At 29.9% G+C, this 14,495-nt stretch carries 13 protein-coding genes; 4 read left to right on the top strand and 9 right to left on the bottom strand.

Annotated elements, in window-relative coordinates; genetic code table 11:
* Positions 1 to 50: 50 nt before the first annotated feature.
* On the top strand, positions 51 to 212 hold the full coding sequence (locus ES044_RS19350) for a hypothetical protein (protein WP_317131222.1): 162 nt from the start codon (positions 51 to 53) through the stop codon (positions 210 to 212).
* Between the two features lie 386 nt (positions 213 to 598).
* Here ES044_RS19350 and ES044_RS07430 read toward each other — a convergent pair whose 3' ends face one another.
* From ES044_RS07430 to ES044_RS07395, 8 genes are all read right to left on the bottom strand, one after another.
* A complete protein-coding gene (locus ES044_RS07430; protein ID WP_147118849.1) occupies positions 599 to 1,375 on the bottom strand; it encodes an anti-sigma factor domain-containing protein in 777 nt (258 codons plus the stop codon).
* A 3-nt stretch (positions 1,376 to 1,378) separates the two neighbouring features.
* On the bottom strand, positions 1,379 to 1,912 hold the full coding sequence (locus ES044_RS07425) for an RNA polymerase sigma factor (RefSeq protein WP_147118879.1): 534 nt from the start codon (positions 1,910 to 1,912) through the stop codon (positions 1,379 to 1,381).
* Between the two features lie 937 nt (positions 1,913 to 2,849).
* Positions 2,850 to 3,929 (bottom strand): exonuclease domain-containing protein, encoded by a 1,080-nt coding sequence (locus tag ES044_RS07420; RefSeq protein ID WP_147118848.1) that lies wholly within the window; start codon positions 3,927 to 3,929, stop codon positions 2,850 to 2,852.
* Between the two features lie 34 nt (positions 3,930 to 3,963).
* Positions 3,964 to 4,623 (bottom strand): YggS family pyridoxal phosphate-dependent enzyme, encoded by a 660-nt coding sequence (locus ES044_RS07415; RefSeq protein WP_147118847.1) that lies wholly within the window; start codon positions 4,621 to 4,623, stop codon positions 3,964 to 3,966.
* Positions 4,624 to 4,821: 198 nt separating this feature from the next.
* Positions 4,822 to 6,057, bottom strand: coding sequence for a DUF1015 domain-containing protein (locus ES044_RS07410; RefSeq protein WP_147118846.1), 1,236 nt, complete (start codon positions 6,055 to 6,057; stop codon positions 4,822 to 4,824).
* A gap of 49 nt (positions 6,058 to 6,106) precedes the next feature.
* Entirely contained in the window at positions 6,107 to 7,057 is a 951-nt protein-coding gene (locus ES044_RS07405; protein WP_147118845.1) for a D-2-hydroxyacid dehydrogenase, read from the bottom strand.
* Between the two features lie 165 nt (positions 7,058 to 7,222).
* Positions 7,223 to 8,278, bottom strand: a complete 1,056-nt coding sequence (serC, locus tag ES044_RS07400; RefSeq protein ID WP_147118844.1) for a 3-phosphoserine/phosphohydroxythreonine transaminase — start codon at positions 8,276 to 8,278, stop codon at positions 7,223 to 7,225.
* A gap of 50 nt (positions 8,279 to 8,328) precedes the next feature.
* Entirely contained in the window at positions 8,329 to 9,390 is a 1,062-nt protein-coding gene (locus ES044_RS07395; RefSeq protein ID WP_147118843.1) for an acyl-CoA reductase, read from the bottom strand.
* Positions 9,391 to 9,460: 70 nt separating this feature from the next.
* Between ES044_RS07395 and ES044_RS07390 the strand changes: the two genes are divergently transcribed.
* On the top strand, positions 9,461 to 9,811 hold the full coding sequence (locus ES044_RS07390) for a 4Fe-4S binding protein (RefSeq protein WP_147118842.1): 351 nt from the start codon (positions 9,461 to 9,463) through the stop codon (positions 9,809 to 9,811).
* Between the two features lie 120 nt (positions 9,812 to 9,931).
* Here the strand turns inward: ES044_RS07390 and ES044_RS07385 are convergent, their stop codons facing one another.
* The gene (locus ES044_RS07385) at positions 9,932 to 11,434 is read right to left on the bottom strand and encodes a carboxypeptidase-like regulatory domain-containing protein (protein ID WP_147118841.1); all 1,503 of its coding nucleotides are present in this window, start codon (positions 11,432 to 11,434) and stop codon (positions 9,932 to 9,934) included.
* Positions 11,435 to 11,588: 154 nt separating this feature from the next.
* Here ES044_RS07385 and ychF point away from each other — a divergent pair, with 154 nt between their 5' ends.
* Together ychF and ES044_RS07375 are read left to right on the top strand one after the other, a co-directional pair.
* On the top strand, positions 11,589 to 12,680 hold the full coding sequence (gene ychF / locus ES044_RS07380) for a redox-regulated ATPase YchF (protein ID WP_147118840.1): 1,092 nt from the start codon (positions 11,589 to 11,591) through the stop codon (positions 12,678 to 12,680).
* Between the two features lie 168 nt (positions 12,681 to 12,848).
* Entirely contained in the window at positions 12,849 to 14,036 is a 1,188-nt protein-coding gene (locus ES044_RS07375; RefSeq protein WP_189663238.1) for a hypothetical protein, read from the top strand.
* Positions 14,037 to 14,495 lie beyond the last annotated feature (459 nt).

Genomic DNA, 14,495 nt, shown 5'->3' with positions numbered 1-14,495 from the left:
GGTTTGTTTGGCGGTAGCAGTGAAGCAGGTGAGCAAGTTTTCTTGAAAAAATGTTAGATGCAGTTGGCGATGTAAGTCTTGTTGATGATGTTGCAGGAATGTTTTTAAGGGGCGATAAAAAAGAATCTAAAGGATTTAGAGGTATGTTAGTGGTCTTTTTGGAAAGTAAGTTTTCTAGAATAAAATATAAATGCGCAAGCTTTATGGTTTGAGCATTTTTTTGGATTTTATTGGCTGTTTATGTGTGCAATAAAATGAAAGGGAAATTCACTTTATAGAAGTTTATAAACGAACGGAATTCCTTTTTTTATCAGATTTCAAACACTTTATAAAGTTTGTTTTGGCATTTTTGGTTTTGAAAAAAGAGAGTTAGTAAACTAATTAATAGGTTTTATTTTATGCTGATTGTTTACTATTTCATCGTTGAGAATTAAGACCGTATCTTTTACTAAGCAGGCTGTATATTTTTATTCATCAAATAAATTAAAACCAAAATCCCGCTAAATACTGAAGCAAGTTCAGCAGATAAAGCGGGATTATTTCAATTTATAATATTTTAAAAAATTGAGCTTTACTCAAAAAAAGTATAACTTAATCTTTAAGAGGCAACTGCACCCAAAGTATATAATTGCTCTAAATTAGGAGAAAGACTACCACCTGCAGGTTCTAAAGTAATACCAAATGCTTCAGATTGATTTGCATTGCTGATGGTAAAAATCTTATTAACATCTGCAGTAAAAGTATCTAAAACACCCAAACTTGTTGGTGTTAAAGGGTCTAAAGTTAAAGACCAAACTTGATATACTTTTCCTTCTGGAGGTTCTGGTAAACCTTTAGCATCTAAATAAATAGAATTTGTTTTTTTATCCCAATATACTTTTGCATACGAAGTTGGCGAAACAGTTTGACCTGCCAAAGGAATTGAAATAATATCTTTATCTCTAAAAACCTCAATTAACTTTTCTGCGTCTGCTAAACTATTAGAAGATTTATTTATTTGTTCTTCTAATTGTTGTTTTTCTGCGCTTAATTGCTCTTTTAAACTATTGTTTTGAAGTACCGATAAAAGTAATGTAGATCCTAAAATAAAAGCAGCGGCCCAACCAATATATTGTTTTCTGTTTGGTTTTGGAAATGTTATTACTTTCGTTTCCGTATCTTTTAACTGATTTTTAATATCGTTAAAAGAATAGGTAGCGTCCTTTTTTGCAGCAGCTGTTAATTGTACAATTGCTTTTTCTATAGATATTACTTCCGCAAGTAGTTCTGGATTTTCTTGAATTAGGGCAGACACTTCTTCATTTTCTTTTTCAGAAAGCGAGCCTGCGACGTACAGTTCTAAAATTCCAGATGCTATGTATTCTTTATTGTCCATTTTTTATACTCCTAACATTGTTCGTAATTCGCCAATGCACGTTCTATTTTTGGTTTTAATCGTTCCAATAGGCATGCTTAATTCTTCTGATGCTTCTTTTTGTGTAAATCCTTTAAAATATAATAATTCTATAACAGATTTACAAGAGTCACCTAGTTTGGTTACAAATTCTTTTAAGCCAATGGTGTTCGTTGTGCTATCTAAACTACTACTGGTTTCTAATATATCTACGAGAAAATCGGCATTAAGGTTTTGTTTAGATTCTTTAAATTTTTTAGAGCGCGTGTAATCTATAGCAGAATTCCTTGCTATATTTAGAATCCATGTAAAAAAGCGACCTTTTTTTGAAGAGTAACTTTCTGCATTGTTCCAAGCTTTTATAAAAACATCTTGGGTTATTTCTTGTGCAACATCATTATTTTTAACAATATTATTTACTACTCCAGAAATACTATTACAATAAAGATTGTATAGTTTTTCGTATGCTTTCACATCTTTCTTCTGAAACTGCGAAATTAAAAGTTCTTGATTTACCATATGTACTCGGCGAATATAAAGTAATATAATCAAATGTATTGTTTTTCTATTCTAATAATTCATTTGATAAGGGATATTTATTCGCTGTTATTTTTTTCTAAAGTTAGATATGAGTTTTTTGCAATGACAACTTGTTAAAAATTTCTTTAAAGCAAAATATTCTTCAGAATTGTAAGCCTTCTGATTAAGCGACATTCTTTAGTAAATAGGAAATAATTTACCTTTGTTGTCTACTTTAAGAATAACCGGCCTCCTTTATTAGGCAAAGAATTTGCGATTTCTTTTGGGAGTAGGGTTCTTTAATAGGGGGGTGCAATTTCCAAACTTAAAGCAAAGCTATTTTTTTGTCAAAACCAAAAGCTACAGTATTATTTATTTCTTTTAGTTGATCAAAAAAGGAAGGAGTAATTCTTGTTTTCTTGATGAAGTCATTGGTCATCATTACATTTATTTTGAAAACTTTTTGCAATGCTTTGTTTAATTTATCTTGAAAACGAATTATGCAATCTTTTGCTTCAATATCCTGATTATCTGCTGTAAATTTTTATAGATAGTTTTCAAAACCTAATACCTTTAATTAGTTCCTTTGTATTTGAGTAGCATAGCCTAGCCTTTTAATTAATAAGTGTTTAGTGAGTTCAGCTTTTTTATTTAAAACTAAATTAGCAGTAACATTTTTTGAAGATTTAATTTTCAAACTTACATAAACCCAATTACTTTCTTTTTTATAGTTGATGATTCTTGCTTGCCCATTTAGTGTTTTAACAGGTACCTACCCAAAAGGAAAAACTTATCGGTTGCTTCTAAATAATACTCTTTACTATCTATCAATATTTTAGTAAACACATTATTAAAAGCAATCTTGTCTAATAAAAACGGAGCAATCTTGTCTAATAAAAACGGAGCAATCTTGAGTCTTTTATCTGACAAGAATGTTTTAGAATCTAATGATTTTTTGAACCTTACTTCGCTTTAAGTAGTTTTTAATAATGGTTTTAGAAATCTCTTTATTTTCAATTTTTGTTAAAACAGATTTTAGAATTTCTAAATTATTTTCTTGGTGTGCTAAATTGATATAACCATAGCTAGTTACGATATTGTTTTCGATCAGTATTACGGCATGTTCTTCAACCTCTCTACCTTTATCAAAAATTATAAAATTATCGTTGTTAAAGTTTTCTTCATTAATTTTAAGTTTCTTTTTAAAATTAAATTTCGGTGAAATTTTATCTAACTGTAAATAATACTTTAAGCGAGTAAAAAGTTCATTACCTGTTTTATTAAAAGAAACAGTACTTGCTCTTTCTTGAATTTTAACTGCACGCCTAGATGTTTTAATAAAGAGATTATTTAGTTCAGCTTTTATATTTTTGCCTTTGCCTATAAAAATTACTTTCCCGGTACTATCGTGAACATAATAGACCCCTAACGTATCAGGTATTTCATCAATTAAATTTTTTAGTTTTTCTTTTTCTAATCTTCTATCAAAATACTTAACTGAATTCTGAATAATAGTTTTTTCAGTATCTTTTTCTAAAAGTAACTTAAAAAGTTGCACGGTTGCAAGCGCATCTCCAGTTGCTCTGTGTCTGTCGGTAATAGGTATTCCTAAAGACTTTGTAAGCTTTCCTAAACTATAAGAAGGCTGGTTTTCTATTAAATTCTGACTTAATTCTACAGTACACAATGTATTTCTGTAAAAGTCAAACCCTAAACGCTCAAATTCTGTTCTTAAAATTCGATAATCAAAAGCAGCATTATGGGCTACCACAATACAATCTTTGGTTATTTCTACAATACGTTTTGCAACTTCATAAAATTTTGGGGCATTTCGTAACATTTTATTGTTAATGCCTGTTAGTTTTACAACAAATTCTTGAATCGGTTTCTCTGGGTTTACAAGTGATATAAACTGATCGACAACATCATGACCATCAAATTTATAGATGGCTATTTCAGTAATACCTTCTTCATTAAATTTACCTCCTGTAGTTTCAATGTCTAAAATAACGTACAATTTCTTTCCTTTTTTATAAAGTTTACTAATTTAATTATCGTGCACCAAATATAGAGCTACCTACTCTAATCATTGTACTTCCGTTTTCGATGGCTAGTTGATAATCTCCACTCATCCCCATCGATAAAACTTCTATTTCACAATTTTTAAGATCGGTTTGCGATTTTTGTGCATCATAAAAAGTTTTTAAGGATAAAAACTCTTCATTTAATTGCTCTTGATCATCGGTAAAAGTAGCCATCCCCATAAAACCTACAATTTTTATATGAGTAAGCGCTGCTAGTTCTGTAGATTTTAAAATTTCTTCTATGTCATGAAAAGCAAGTCCGAATTTTGAATCTTCTTTGGCAATTTTTGCCTGCAACAAACAATTAATTACGCGATCGTGCTTTTTTGCTTGCTTGTTAATTTCTTTTAAAGTACTAAATTTATCAACTCCATGAATTAAATTCACAAAATGAGCCATGTATTTTACCTTATTGCTTTGTAAATGACCAATCATATGCCATTGAATATCTTTTGGCAAGGCATCATATTTATTAGCCATTTCTTGAATTTTATTTTCACCAAAAACTCGCTGCCCAGCATCGTAAGCTTCTTGTAAATCTTCGATAGGTTTGGTTTTAGAAACAGCAACTAAAGTTACACTTTTTGGTATTTTTGATAAAAATTCGTTTATATTTTCTGTAATCATTTTTAGAATATTTTAGGATGAAACGCTGAAGTAAGCTGTATTTAACGTTTTTTATATTTGACGATGTTATCAAATTACTACCAAGATACAAAATTAACAAAATCCATGTTTTTATGTTCCTTTCTTGTTAAATTTTTGCGACTATTAGCAGCAATAAACGTACTTCATTAATTTTTACCTCACTAAACTTTTAAAGTATTAGAACTCATAAATGGTTAAACCACTTCTTAATTTTGGCTGAATATAGGTTGTTTTTGGTGGCATTTTTAAGTTAGCATCTGCAATTTCTTTCATTTCATGAACGGTTACAGGCGTTAAACTAAAACCAACGGTATACAAACCTAAATCAACTTTTGTTTTTATAGAAACGATATCTTTTTTAGTATCAGAATGACCAGTTCTATCATTATTTGATAAATCTTCAATACCTAAAATAGGATTTAAAACTGTTCTATATAAAATTTCTGCATCTAATGCACTCAAAGAATCTGTAAATTTATAAACGTCTTCTTTTAAATACAAAGAGTAAAATTCACCATGTACATACATGCTAAAATGATGTTTTTTATCAGGAAAATATACTTGTTGACCATGATTTGTAATTGTAAAAGAAACACTTAATTTTCCTAAAAATTCAGTAAGCGATAATCCGTTTAAATCTTTTACAAATCGGTTAAATTCGGCAATATCCAATTGCGATTCAGGGATAAGATAACTCATAAAAAAGTTATATGCTTCATTTCCTGTGTGATTTTCGTTTTCTGACGCTAAATCTTTTGCTAACAAAGCAGAAGATGCAGTTCTGTGATGACCATCAGCAATATATAACGTTTTTATTTTTGCAAAAGCTTTTCTTATTTTTTGGGTGATGTTCTCATCTGTGACCAACCAAAGTTTATGTAATTTTTTATCTGTTGTAGAGAATTCATATTCTGGTCTTTTTTTTTTTTCTTGGGTGATGATTTCTGCGATCGTTTCATCATCCTTAAAAGTTAATAAAATAGGTTCTGCATTAAAGCCGATTATTTTTAGATATTTTTGAAAAAGACGCTCTCTTTTACTGATGGTACCTTCATGTTTTTTAATATCACCATTCAAATAATCAGCAATACTTGTGGCTCCGATAATTCCGCAAAAAGAATGCTGTGCATCTATTCTTTCATAAATGTAAAATGCAGGAATTTTATCTTTTATAAAAATTTGATTCCTTTTAAAATCTTCATATCTATTATGTACCGATAGAAATCGTCTTTCGGTAGAAACCTCTTGTAAAAATTTATAATCAGGATTTACAATGTGTAAAAAAGAATACGGATTAAAATCTAATTTAGCACCTAATTCAGCATGCGTATACGCTTCATACGATTTTGAAGATACCAAAGCAACCTTGTCTCTGCTTGGTCTTACTGCTTTAAAAGGATTTACGATTGCCATATAAAAAGGGTGATTGGGCTTTAATTTTAATTCTTTGTAAAATCTAAAACTATTTTAATAAACTAATTATTTGCGAAGCCAATTCTAAACCAACTCTATCAAATGCTTCTTTGGTTGATGCGCCAATATGAGGCGTTAATGAAATCTCTGGATTCATTAAAACCTGAACCGCGGGTGTTGGTTCGGTGTCAAAAACATCTAAACCAGCAAATTGTACTTTACCTTCTTCGATAGCTTTTATTAAATCTACTTCATTTATAACGCCACCTGCTGCTGTATTTATAAGACCAACACCGTCTTTCATTTTATCGAAATCTGTTGCTGTAATTAAAAAATCTTCTTGTGCAGGAACATGTAAGGTGATAAAATCTGATTCTTTATACACTTCTTCTTTATCGACAGTACCAATATTAAAAATGGCTTTTTGACCATTGAAAAAATCTAACGTTATAGAAGCGCTTTCTATAACTTCATCTGTTGCTAAAACATGCATTCCTAAACCAATGGCAATTTTTGCAACTTCTTGCCCTATTTTTCCAAAACCAATAATTCCAAGTGTTTTTCCTCTTAATTCAACTCCTTGTCCATAGGCTCTTTTCAATTCTTGAAAACGAGAATCTCCTTCTAATGGCATTTCTCTGTTTGATGAATGCAGAAAACGCACCATGCCAAATAAATGAGAAAAAACCAATTCTGCCACAGAATTTGTGGAGGCTTCGGGCGTATTAATTACTTGCAAACCATTATCGATTGCATATTCAACATCAATATTGTCCATGCCAATGCCACCACGCCCAATTAACTTTAAACTCGGACACGCTTCTATCAATTCTTGGCGAACCTGTGTTGTATCTCCTACTAGAATTGCATCAATATTATGTTCGTTAATGTAATTTTCTAACTGATTTTGAGCAACTTTTGTATTCATTACTTCAAATCCTCCTTTTTCTAAAGCGTCTATTCCGCTTTGTGAAATTCCGTCGTTTATTAATATCTTCATTAGCCCATCTTAACCTTCCCAAAGGGAAGGAGTTTTATTTATATTTAATTATATGTTGTTTTCCTTCAAACTTTATAAGTTCAAAAAGTATTTTTTTCTATATGTTTAATTCATTCTCAACAGTGAGTTTTTATCAACAGTGAGAGTTCCTCGCCTTCGGAGAGGCTAGGAGAGACTCTGCATTACATCTACCAAAACCTGAACACTGTATAATGGCAATGCATTGTACATACTTGCTCTATAACCGCCAACACTTCTGTGTCCATTTAAACCGTTAATACCTGCCTCTTTGCACATCGTATCAAATTTTTCAGTGAAAGATGTATCGGTTAGCACAAAGGTTGCATTCATTGTACTTCTGTCTTCTTTGGCTACAACACCTTTAAAAAGCGGATTTCTATCAATTTCATTATACAAAAGTTCTGCTTTTTTATTGTTTACTTCTTCAATAAACGGAATGCCACCTAAATCTTTTAACCATTGTAAGGTAAGCATCGAAACATAAATGGCAAAAACAGAGGGTGTGTTAAACATACTATCTTTATCAATATGCATTTGATAATTTAGCATAGACGGAATGTGTCTTTCTACCTTGCCTAAAATATCTTCTTTAATAATGACTAAAGTTGTGCCTGCCGGACCCATATTTTTTTGTGCGCCAGCATAAATTAAGTCGAATTTTTCAAAATCTAATTGACGAGAAAAAATATCTGAACTCATATCACATACCAAAGAAACATTGGTTTCTGGAAACGATTTCATTTGAGTACCAAAAATAGTATTGTTGCTTGTGCAGTGAAAATAATCTGCATCTTCTGGAATTGAGTATCCTTTAGGAATGTATGTGAATCCTTTATCTTTAGAAGACCCCACTTCTATAACTTTACCGAAAGCTTTGGCCTCGTTAATAGCATTGTCTGCCCAAGTTCCTGTATTTAAATACGCCGCTTTTTTATTTAATAAATTATAAGCTACCATTAAAAATTCTAAACTAGCGCCACCGTGTAAAAACACAGCTTTGTAACCTTTGTTCTCTAATCCTAGCAATTCTAAAGCTAAAGAGCGTGCTTTTTCCATTACCGCAACAAAAGATTTACTTCTATGAGAAATTTCTATCAAAGACAAATCGTCATCATTAAAATTGAGAATTGCTTCAGATGCTTTTTTTAAAACTTCTTGCGGTAAAATACACGGTCCCGCACTAAAATTATGTTTTTTCATTTCTATTTTTATTTACCATCAACCAAAAACTATCCACTAAAACCATCTTACTATATTTTCGATAAAAATTCTAACGTATTTACACCATCTGCATACTCTGTTAATTTTGGATGTTGTGTTTGCCCAAAACCAACTTCATTTTCTATAAAATCCTTGGCAACTATACATTGTATTTTTTCTCTATCTACGTGTAATTTTATTTTTAAATCGATTTCATTCTCATAATATTCATAAAAAACAGTTGCAATAGGAGAGGAGTAACTCTCATCTTCTTTAATCATCAAAAAACCATTTTCTAACAAATGGAATTCGCTCATTAAATATACAGCTTTGTTGTAATCGTAATTATTCGCGTATTTAGCGTTATAGATAAAGTCTTTTTTTGCGTACATTCCTGTAAAAAAAGGTTCAAAATCGAAATCTCTAGGAACATAGATTTTAGAAACACTTCTGCATCCTAAACCAAAATATTGAAAAACATCGTCAGATAATTTTGCAAAATCATCTTCCGATTCTTTGCCTGTAATTACAGCCACAGAATTTCTGCTTTTTCTGATGATATTTGGTTTTCCTTTAAAATAAAACTCAAAATAACGGGCTGTATTAGAACTTCCTGTTGCAATAACCGCATCAAAAGCCGTTAATTTCTCTTCCGTAAAAACAATTTTACCTTTAAAGTCTTCTTCTACGAACTCTAAATATTTAGCCAAAAAAGGCAATAAATGTTTATCGCTAGAAGATTGTTTTACCAAAACAGCATTACCCGAAATTAAAACAGCTAAAAAATCATGAAAACCAACCAACGGAATATTTCCCGCCATAATGATGGCTACTTTTTTAGGCGTTTTAGGCTTTGTGTCTAAATCTTTTACAAAATCGTTTAAATTACTTTCTGTTAAAGCTTTGCTCCAGCTTTCTAAAGAAAATAAAATATTATCTTTTGTAAACCAAGAATTTTTTTCTTGGGCTAATTTAATTTGATGTAAAAAACCATCAAAAAAAAGATCATTTTGCTCTATATGAGCAAGTTTTTCAATCTTATTATTGGAAAACTGACTTAAAAAAGCACCTAATTTAACGAAAGCGTTAATTCTATTTTGAATACTATCCATTTATTTTGGTTGTCTATGATTTTGGCTTTATTTTTGCAATTGCAAAGGTACAAAAACAGAAAAGAAAATTATGGCAATTATAATAACAGATGAGTGTATAAATTGTGGAGCATGTGAACCAGAATGTCCGAACACAGCAATTTATGAAGGGGCTGAAGATTGGAAATACGCAGACGGAACTGATTTATCTGGTAAAGCAGTGTTACCGAATGGTAAATCTGTAAATGCAGATGAAGATCAAGAACCTGTTTCTGATGAAATTTATTTTATTGTAGCAGATAAATGTACAGAATGTGTTGGTTTTCATGAAGAACCACAATGTGCGGCAGTTTGCCCAGTAGATTGTTGCGTTCCAGATGATGATAACGTAGAAACTCAAGAAGAGTTAACTGCAAAGCAGAAGTTTATGCATGTTGATTAGATTTCTTTGACTTTTAGAAACAAGAGACAAGAGATAAAAAAGACAAGATTTAATAATAGAGTTTTGTAAATAGCATTAAAATATAAATAAAAAAACCTCGAGATTAATCTCGAGGTTTTTTTATTCATATTTTTTAAGATACTCGATAATAAGCTGCCTATTCTTCCACGTTGTATTGTTATAATCTTCTAAAGAAGTGTAATAAATACTCTTTGTTACATCTCCTTTTTTCATAGGTTGTATTAGAGATTCATCAATATTAATGGCATTTAATAATAAAACTTCTATAGTTTCTTCAGTGTTTAATTCTACTTTAATATCAAATTTAACCTTATTTCTTGTTTTAGAATTTTCTTTAAATTTTATAGGTCTATGCACATAAGCGTAGGTTTCTGACGTTTCTTTATAATAGGAGTTGTAAACTTTCTCTTCTTTATTCTTCTCATAAAATAGGGTTACTTTTTTTAGGTCTAATGAAACTTTTAATCCAAGAACCCATTTCAAATTTACGTGCATTCCTCTTTTTCCTTCTGCAAATTCGTATTCAATTTTAGCAATTGTAAAATCTTTCGGATTTATAAAAATACGTCCGCGGTATTTAGATTTAGATTTTCTTGGCGAAAAACCTATTACATAAAGCATTGTAGTACCTAAAATTTCTTTTTCTTGTAAAGTATGATTGTAATATCTTCGATCAAAAAAGTTATCTTCATTTTGCTCTCTAAAAAATTTTGATTTTTTATTTGCAGTTGTATATAAATACATGGGTTCAAATTCTTTAAATGAATTGTCGGCTTGCACAGAATCCCTTTTTTGAAGTATTTTTTTTATGGATAAAGAATCTTCAATGGTAAATAAACCAGAACTAATTTTATAGGTTTTATCTCTATTTAAATGTTTTAAAATAATATTTTGAAAATCATTTTGGGCTTCTTTTAGAGTGATGTTCTTTTTACCTGTAAAAACTCGGTATCCGCTAATACTATCCATTTTATTTAAATCCACATTCTTTTTTTCTTTTTCGGATATTATTTTTTTTGATAATAAAATGCCTGTAAATTCTGATGAAAATTCAGGAGTACTACTTTTTAATTCTTTAGAATATGCTGTTAATTCTTGTTCTGCTAGCTTTCTGTTTTTCTTACTCAATAAAGAACTTCTTTCTAAATCTAATGCTAATTTTTGAAAATCTACAACAGTGTTTTCTCGCACAAAAAATTGATGCTTTAAAGGACCAGCAATAAAATTTTCATCCATATTTTTTTGCGTCTTTATCAACAAAGAATCTAAAGAAATTTTCGCTAAATTTAACTGAATTTCATTCAACTCATTCACTTTTTCGACAAGTGAAACAATGTATTTTAGTCTTTTTAAATCCTCAATTTTTAGAGTTGTGGTTTCAAAACCTAAAATAGAAAAAGTAATCGTTTTTAGATTGGTAGTAGAAACACTAAATCGACCATTTTCATCAGAAATACTTCCTTTATTTAAATCTGTAAGAATGGCAACGTCTTGTATGGGTTTAGAGGAAGAAGCATTTATTATTTTGCCGTTAACTATTTGAGATTGCAATGTTAAACATCCGAAGAAAAGAAGAAAAGTAAATTGTATTTTTTGAAGCATTTGGTTCAATTTTTTGGGTAATGTATAACAATTTGAGAATTCTGAATAAAAGAACATTTACTTTTAACAAAGTATTATATTTGCATTCTGAAAAAATTATGATAATTCTCTTAAAATAAGTTAATAAATGTCATAATCTTAATACACATACAAAATGAAAGCTGGAATTGTAGGATTACCAAACGTAGGAAAATCGACTTTATTTAACTGTTTATCGAACGCAAAAGCGCAAAGTGCCAACTTCCCTTTTTGTACCATAGAACCGAATTTAGGCGTTGTAAATGTACCAGACAAAAGAATTGAAAAATTAGAAGAATTAGTAAATCCAGAGCGTGTAATGCCTGCTACTGTAGAGATTGTAGATATTGCTGGCTTGGTAAAAGGAGCAAGTAAAGGCGAAGGTTTAGGAAATCAGTTTTTAGCAAATATTAGAGAAACAGATGCTATTTTACATGTAATTCGTTGTTTTGATAACGATAATATAATTCATGTAGATGAATCTGTAGATCCTGTTAGAGATAAAGAAACAATTGATATTGAGTTGCAATTAAAGGATTTAGAAACTGTTGAAAAAAGACTTGAAAGAGTTAAAAGGACCGCAAAAACTGGCAATAAAGAAGCGCAAGCAGAATTGGTTGTTTTATTAAAAATTGAAGAAACTTTACTAAAAGGGATTTCTATAAGGGCGTTAGATTTTTCTGAAAAAGAAATGGAATTTGTGCAACCTTTGCAATTTATTACAGCAAAACCAGTGTTATATGTTTGTAATGTTGATGAAGATTCTGCTGTTTCAGGAAATGCGTACGTAGAAAAAGTAAGAGCAGCCGTAAAAGATGAAAATGCAGAAGTAATTGTTTTAGCAGTTGGCACAGAAGCAGATATTACTGAGTTAGATGATTATGAAGAACGCCAGATGTTTTTAGCCGATATTGGTTTAGAAGAAGCGGGTGTAGCTAGATTGGTTCGTTCTGCGTACAAACTATTAAATTTACAAACCTATTTTACAGCAGGTGTTAAAGAAGTAAGAGCTTGGACAATTCCGGTTGGATCGACTGCACCACAAGCGGCAGGTGTAATTCATACCGATTTTGAAAAAGGATTTATTAGAGCCGAAACTATTGCTTATGAAGACTATGTGACTTATGGTTCTGAAGCAAAAGTAAAAGAAGCTGGTAAAATGAGAGTAGAAGGTAAGGAGTACATTGTAAAAGATGGCGATGTAATGCACTTTAGATTTAATGTTTAGTCAAAGGTTGCATTGATTTTATTTATTTAGATTCTTATTATTATAAAAATTACAGTAATACTAAAACTTGCTCACGTTGAATCAATTTCAGAAATTTAACTTGAGCAAGTATTTTTTTTAATTATTTTTGGCACATACATTGCTTTATCAAAAGAAACCAACCAAATCATGAAAAAAACGTTACTTTTTATTGTCTCAATTTTTTTAATGAGTGCTTGCAGTAGTGTTAAAAAAACACAAGAAGCCATTAATAACGGAAATTATGAGCGCGCAATAAATATTGCACTTGATAATTTAAAAAAGAACAAAGCTAAAAAAGGAAATCAGCCCTATGTTTTCATGTTGCAAGATGCTTTTGCCAAAGTAACCGTTAAAGATTTAAGTCGTATTAATTTTTTGAAAAAGGATAAGAATCCAGAAAATTTAGAAGAAATTTTTGGTTTGTATGAAACTTTAAAAAATAGACAAGAAATTATAAAACCTTTGTTGCCTTTGCCCATTTTAAAGAAGAATAAAAACGCAAAGTTTCAATTTAGCAATTACGACGAAGAAATTATTAGCACTAAAAATAAGTTGTCAGATTTTTTATATGTAAAAGCAAAGAAATTATTTAGTTTTAATGATAAGTTTGAGTACCGAAAAGCATATGATGAATTAGCGTATTTAGAAAAAATAAATGCTAATTTTAAAGATGTGCGAAATCTAATGGTTCTCGCCCAACAAAGAGGCGTAGATTTTGTTTTTGTTTCTATGAAAAATGAAACTGAAAAAGTGATTCCGACAAGATTAGAAGAAGATTTATTAAATTTTGATACGTATGGTTTAAATGATTTATGGACCATTTATCACAGTAAAAAAGATGCTAAAATTACCTATGATTTTGGTTTGGAATTAAATTTAAGAAGCATAGAAGTTTCTCCAGAGCAAGTTAGAGAAAAACAAATTATCAAAGAAAAACAGATCGTAAACGGATTTAAATATTTGTTAGATGATAATGGCAATCAAGTAAAAGATAGTTTAGGTAAAAAGATTAAAGTTGATAAATTATTAAATGTTCGTTGCGAATTTTATCAGTTTACACAATTTAAAGCAGCCAAAGTTTCTGGTCAAGTAAAATATGTAGACTTGGTTTCAAAACAAACGGTACAGGTATATCCTATACAAAGTGAATTTGTATTTGAACATTTGTATGCAAGATTTGATGGCGATAAAAGAGCTTTAGAAGAATCTCTATTAGATTTATTGATTTTAAAAGCGATTGCTTTTCCTACCAACGAAGAAATGATTTACGATACTGGCAACGATTTAAAACAAAAATTAAAATCTATTATTACTAGAAATAGGTTTAGAAATTAAAAGTCTTAATTTTTAACATTTAAATCGTCTAAAATTAATTTTTAGGCGATTTTTTTTGCTCGTTTGCTAACTTCAAGCAAAAAAGCCATTAAAGTAACTTTATAAATTCTTTTAAATGAGCTTAACTCCTTAAATATTCATTTCAACTATAGGTATGTGTCGTTCATAAAATAATAATAAAGGCATAAAGTTTAAAGAGTATTTTTGAATATCTAAAACAAATAGCCATGTTGATTCAATCTTTTAATCTTGTTCTTTTAAAAACTTTTGCACTACAATTTTTTGAGTACACAGTTTTAATATTAGTTTTCTTTTTTATTTTTGTAGCTGTAAACCATGTGCTAGATAGAGCAAAAAAGTTAAAAAATATCGGAGTAAAAGCGAGTACTATAAAATCGATATCTCATTAAGCAATTATTTTTTTAAAACGGTTTTTAGCTTTTTTAAGAAAGAGCTTCA

Source organism: Polaribacter sp. IC066, assembly GCF_007997085.1.
Taxonomy (GTDB): Bacteria; Bacteroidota; Bacteroidia; order Flavobacteriales; family Flavobacteriaceae; genus Polaribacter.
Note: the sequence above shows the minus strand (reverse complement) of the source record. Positions and strands in the feature narration are given on the sequence as shown.

Coding starts and splice junctions, on each gene's coding strand:
- ES044_RS19350 (WP_317131222.1), top strand. CDS start 51: ATGTTAGATGCAGTTGGCGATGTAAGTCTTGTTGATGATGTTGCAGGA.
- ES044_RS07430 (WP_147118849.1), bottom strand. CDS start 1,375: ATGGACAATAAAGAATACATAGCATCTGGAATTTTAGAACTGTACGTC.
- ES044_RS07425 (WP_147118879.1), bottom strand. CDS start 1,912: ATGGTAAATCAAGAACTTTTAATTTCGCAGTTTCAGAAGAAAGATGTG.
- ES044_RS07415 (WP_147118847.1), bottom strand. CDS start 4,623: ATGATTACAGAAAATATAAACGAATTTTTATCAAAAATACCAAAAAGT.
- ES044_RS07410 (WP_147118846.1), bottom strand. CDS start 6,057: ATGGCAATCGTAAATCCTTTTAAAGCAGTAAGACCAAGCAGAGACAAG.
- ES044_RS07405 (WP_147118845.1), bottom strand. CDS start 7,057: ATGAAGATATTAATAAACGACGGAATTTCACAAAGCGGAATAGACGCT.
- serC (WP_147118844.1), bottom strand. CDS start 8,278: ATGAAAAAACATAATTTTAGTGCGGGACCGTGTATTTTACCGCAAGAA.
- ES044_RS07395 (WP_147118843.1), bottom strand. CDS start 9,390: ATGGATAGTATTCAAAATAGAATTAACGCTTTCGTTAAATTAGGTGCT.
- ES044_RS07390 (WP_147118842.1), top strand. CDS start 9,461: ATGGCAATTATAATAACAGATGAGTGTATAAATTGTGGAGCATGTGAA.
- ES044_RS07385 (WP_147118841.1), bottom strand. CDS start 11,434: ATGCTTCAAAAAATACAATTTACTTTTCTTCTTTTCTTCGGATGTTTA.
- ychF (WP_147118840.1), top strand. CDS start 11,589: ATGAAAGCTGGAATTGTAGGATTACCAAACGTAGGAAAATCGACTTTA.
- ES044_RS07375 (WP_189663238.1), top strand. CDS start 12,849: ATGAAAAAAACGTTACTTTTTATTGTCTCAATTTTTTTAATGAGTGCT.